This is a genomic window from Shigella sp. FC1661 (genome assembly GCF_001712525.1).
Taxonomy (GTDB): Bacteria; Pseudomonadota; Gammaproteobacteria; order Enterobacterales; family Enterobacteriaceae; genus Escherichia; species Escherichia coli.
The window spans coordinates 1-2,552 of record NZ_MDGW01000253.1; the positions used below are offsets into that span (position 1 = coordinate 1).

The window sequence follows — 2,552 nt, forward strand, 5'->3', positions numbered from 1 at the left end:
TTTCAAGAGCAAGTTTTGAGATGGATATCCCGGGTTCACAGGAGGCAGCAACGAGCTGCTGTTTAAATTCGGGAGGATAATTAGGGCAGCCTTTTCGCCTGCCGGGATTCACATTTTTCTGCATATCTGACACTTTGGTTCCCACTACTTATTTGGTGGACACCACTTTGTCTAATTCGTCAGATTCTGACCAGACGGTTCAGGCTGTACGCTTACGCTTATTGCGTGACCGATGACGTCAATCATCCATGCTGACAGGTTTTGATGAGCAAGTTGCTCGAGTGATTCGGATGTCTGGTCACGCAACTGGTTGTCGCAGTGCCAGCACAACACCATTGCGCCGGTACCATAACGGTGAATGACGGTTTCGCTGTGATTATAATCGCCGTGTGGCCACTGGCAGGATTTAATATGGCGCAACAGCCAGTCAGACAATGCACCAGCACCACCAGCAGCACGAATCACCCGTGCGTTACTGAAAAACGGCAGCAATGTTTTGTCTTCCACTAGCGGCTGGCGAACGGCAGGAACGACCCCGGACGGCAGATTACGCATGCTTTTCGGTTCCGGCTCCACCAGTACCCGGGTATTGTGGAATACCGGCATGGATTCACGGCCTGGCTTAAGGACCACCAGCCCGAGTTCCGGAACCAGAACAGGTCGAAGTAATACCCGCACATTACCTCCAGATCCGTTGCTGGAATGTGCAGGACGGACGCGGTGGCCGTTCGGAATAAGGGAGCCTGACGAAGATTATCCAGTGACGATAATCGAGACTGAGGGCTTTCTTAATCTCGTATCCGTGTCTGCGGTAGCGCTGAATCAGCCATTCAGCCTGTTCTTCGGTGCAGGGGTCGTGCTGATACCAGTCAGATTTGAATGCATGAGAACGCCGCCCGTGCCTGCTGGCAGGGGCGGCAGAGTTATCCGAATTGTAAAATTTGGTATCGTGCGCCATCTGTTTTCTCTGCTGGCGCAGCAGGTGCCAGTTGTTCAGGCTGACGGATGGATTGTAAACCAGAACGACCAGAAAAAACAAAACCCGCCGAAGCGGGTTAAGTGCGGGTGCGTTGAGGATGCCTGACACATCAGCGGTGGCGAGGGATTTCTCCCCCGCCGGGTCTCTTACTCCTCAGGTTCGTAAGCTGTGAAGACAGCGACCTCCGTCTGGCCGGTTCGGATTCGTACCTCGCAGAGGTCTTTCCTCGTTACCAGTGCCGTCACTATGACGGTTAAACAGATGACGATAAGGGCGATTAACATCGCCTTTTGCTGCTTCATAGCCTGCTTCTCCTTGCCTTTCGGCACGTAAGAGGCTAACCTACATGTGTTCAGCATGGATTGAGCCTCAGATTAATGTTAAGCGTCTTGCAGGACGCGTAATGTTAACTGGGGCTTTTCTCTATCTGCCTTTTGGTGTTCATGCCTGAGACAGATAGCCTCAAGCACCCGCAGTCATTCTACTTAACTAAGATTTCCCTGCAAACCGTTTTTGTCCGGCACAGTAAATATCCAACTAAACCAATAGCGTTCGCTGTATTTACCGCCAGTATTCAATGCACATGACCGCCATGAACACCCCTAAAAAAAGGGCATTTATATGTCCAAACATTAATATCAAAACATCAATTTTTTCCATATACCTTGCTGTGAAGATGATGGGCATACATGATGCGAACAACCAGAACGCAACAAACAAAAACTGCAATGCGTTTTTCATTATTCCCCCTACAATCAATGTGCAATAACATTTAAACACACCTCAATTTGGCCGGACATATAAATATCTAAACCAGAAAAAATCACTTACATAGCGTTACAAACTCTTTAGTCTAAATACTCATCGTAAAACATTCCCCATACTTATCAGTCCGTTCCGCGCCAGGTAGCTTATTGCCTTATCTGGCAACCTATAATCAGGTTTCCGCTTTTTCAGTTGGCTGGTCGTTTAACCGACATAGTTAACCCATTAATCTGGTTGCCGGATGCTGGTGGATTTTCGCGTTTTAGTTGTTCATAAAAGTGCACAGCTTTAACCAGTTCTTTTGATGTAACCGGGACTGGTGGGGCAGTGAATAAGGCCTGAATTTCATAGTTCGGCCTGTCGTTACAATCCTCTTTTTTCGGTACATATTTCCAGTCACCAACCCACAACTCCCCCTGAGAGTCCATAACACCTTTTTTCACGTAGCGATATCGCCACGCTATCGGCTCTGCTTCCAGCGATGCCGTGCAATTTTGAATAACTCGCCCTCTACTCGCGCCATCCCTGAATTGGGGTGGCATTTCGTAATCGCTATTTTTAATTTGGCTTCTTCGATTAATTGTAAGCGTACAGCCTGAACCGTCTGGTCAGAATCTGACGAATTAGACAAAGTGGTGTCCACCAAATAAGTAGTGGGAACCAAAGTGTCAGATATGCAGAAAAATGTGAATCCCGGCAGGCGAAAAGGCTGCCCTAATTATCCTCCCGAATTTAAACAGCAGCTCGTTGCTGCCTCCTGTGAACCCGGGATATCCATCTCAAAACTTGCTCTTGAAAATGGCATTAA

General features: G+C 48.2%; 2 protein-coding genes and 2 pseudogenes. All 4 read right to left on the reverse strand.

Translation table 11 applies throughout. The features are described from left to right. Window positions 1-192 precede the first annotated feature (192 nt). Window positions 193-678, reverse strand: a pseudogene (locus BFF42_RS14780) (DUF968 domain-containing protein); the annotation flags it as partial. A 1-nt stretch (window position 679) separates the two neighbouring features. Continuing rightward, the gene (locus BFF42_RS14785) at window positions 680-958 is read right to left on the reverse strand and encodes a hypothetical protein (RefSeq protein ID WP_000929754.1); all 279 of its coding nucleotides are present in this window, start codon (window positions 956-958) and stop codon (window positions 680-682) included. A 167-nt stretch (window positions 959-1,125) separates the two neighbouring features. Beyond that, the gene (hokD, locus tag BFF42_RS14795) at window positions 1,126-1,281 is read right to left on the reverse strand and encodes a type I toxin-antitoxin system toxin HokD (protein WP_000813254.1); all 156 of its coding nucleotides are present in this window, start codon (window positions 1,279-1,281) and stop codon (window positions 1,126-1,128) included. A 651-nt stretch (window positions 1,282-1,932) separates the two neighbouring features. Further along, window positions 1,933-2,375: pseudogene (locus tag BFF42_RS14810) on the reverse strand (hypothetical protein). Window positions 2,376-2,552 lie beyond the last annotated feature (177 nt).